We start from the raw sequence: 1359 nt of genomic DNA, 5'->3' as shown, positions 1-1359 counted from the left end.
AGGCGTTGGTCTGATTCATGTCGATAGAGCTCCAGAGGTTCGGCGATAGGGGGAGGGTGTCGTCGCGGGTCAGGCGGCGAGCGATGCGATTTGGGCTTTCGCCCCGGCGATGGCTGCCGCCTTCGGCTCTTCGCCGAGATTGAGGCCTTCGGCGCGGATGATGGTGACGTCGATCAGGCCGATGAAGCCGAGAACGCCGCGCAGATAGCTCTCGTGATGTTCGAGCTCGGCGGCCGGGCTGTCGCCGGTGTAGACGCCGCCCCGCGTTGAGGCGATGACGACCTTCTTGCCCTCGGGCAGCAACCCTTGCGGGCCATTGGGGCCGTATTGGAAGGTGCGGCCGGCGACGCAGACACGGTCGATCCAGCCCTTGAGCTGTGAGGGGACCGAGAAATTATACATGGGCGCGCCGATCACGATGATGTCGGCGGCGAAGAGATCGTCGATATAGGCGCCGCCGAGCGCGAGATCCTGGCCGAGGGCCGCGCTCGTCACCTCGCCGCCCTGGAAGACCGCAATATGCGCATCCGAGAGATGGAGGGCGGACTCGGCGACGAGGTCGCGGCGGATCACCCGCGCGCCCGGATGAAGGGCCAGCTCTTTCGCCACGACCTCCGCGGTGAGCGCGCGGCTGACCGAATATCCGCCGAGGATGCTGGAATCGATGTGCAGGATCGTCGTCATTGGGAACTCCTCCGAGCCGCCTGCGTGAGGCGTCATAGCTTTGCGAGCGAAGAGGTTTTTCAGAGCGCGAAACATCGAGTGAGTAAGTCGCATGGTTGTGCGAACAGGAGAAGCCGGCATATCTTTATACTTACCATCGGAGAATCCGATGGATTGGAGACAGCTATGCTGGACGGGGTCTCTCTGGATCAATTGCGCGCTTTCCTCGCCGCTGTGGACGAGGGCAGCTTTTCCGCCGCGGGGCGGCGGCTGTCGCGCACACAATCGGCCATCAGCGAAGCGATCGGCAGCTTGGAGACGCATCTGGGTGTCTCTTTGTTCGATCGCAGCGGGCGCTATCCCCGGCTGACGAGTGAAGGCGCTGTCCTCGTCGCCGATGCGCGGCAGGTCCTATCCGGCGTCGATGGCCTGAAGGCGCGCGCCAAAGGAATGGCCGCCGGGCTCGAGGCCGAGCTGGCGATCGCGGTCGACGTCTTCTTTCCGATCGAGGCTCTGGCCGGGGCGGCGACCCAATTCCGCGAGCAGTTTCCCCGCACGCCGCTACGGCTCTATGTCGAGGCGCTCGGGGCGTCGGTGGAGCCGGTGATCGACGGACGCGCGAGCTTCGGCATCGCGGGACCCTTGCCCATGCTGCCTGGCGGGCTCGTCGCCGAGCGCCTGACCCACGTGCGCTTG

Annotated in this window: 2 protein-coding genes; one reads left to right on the top strand and one right to left on the bottom strand. The window is 65.3% G+C overall.

What is annotated here, in order from left to right; translation table 11 throughout:
• Positions 1–69: 69 nt before the first annotated feature.
• Positions 70–684 carry an NAD(P)H-dependent oxidoreductase gene (locus EDE12_RS21690; RefSeq protein WP_026597744.1) on the bottom strand — a complete coding sequence of 205 codons (615 nt, stop codon included), beginning with the start codon at positions 682–684 and terminating at the stop codon, positions 70–72.
• A 165-nt stretch (positions 685–849) separates the two neighbouring features.
• On the opposite strand from EDE12_RS21690, the gene EDE12_RS21685 reads away from it, so the two are divergent.
• Positions 850–1359: LysR family transcriptional regulator (locus EDE12_RS21685; RefSeq protein WP_134188319.1), on the top strand; the 510-nt coding region annotated here is incomplete at its 3' end.

The sequence above is a fragment of the Methylosinus sp. sav-2 genome (genome assembly GCF_004366495.1).
Classification (GTDB): domain Bacteria; phylum Pseudomonadota; class Alphaproteobacteria; order Rhizobiales; family Beijerinckiaceae; genus Methylosinus.
This window is presented reverse-complemented; position numbering and strand designations above follow the sequence as displayed.

Coding starts and splice junctions, on each gene's coding strand:
- EDE12_RS21690 (WP_026597744.1), bottom strand. CDS start 684: ATGACGACGATCCTGCACATCGATTCCAGCATCCTCGGCGGATATTCG.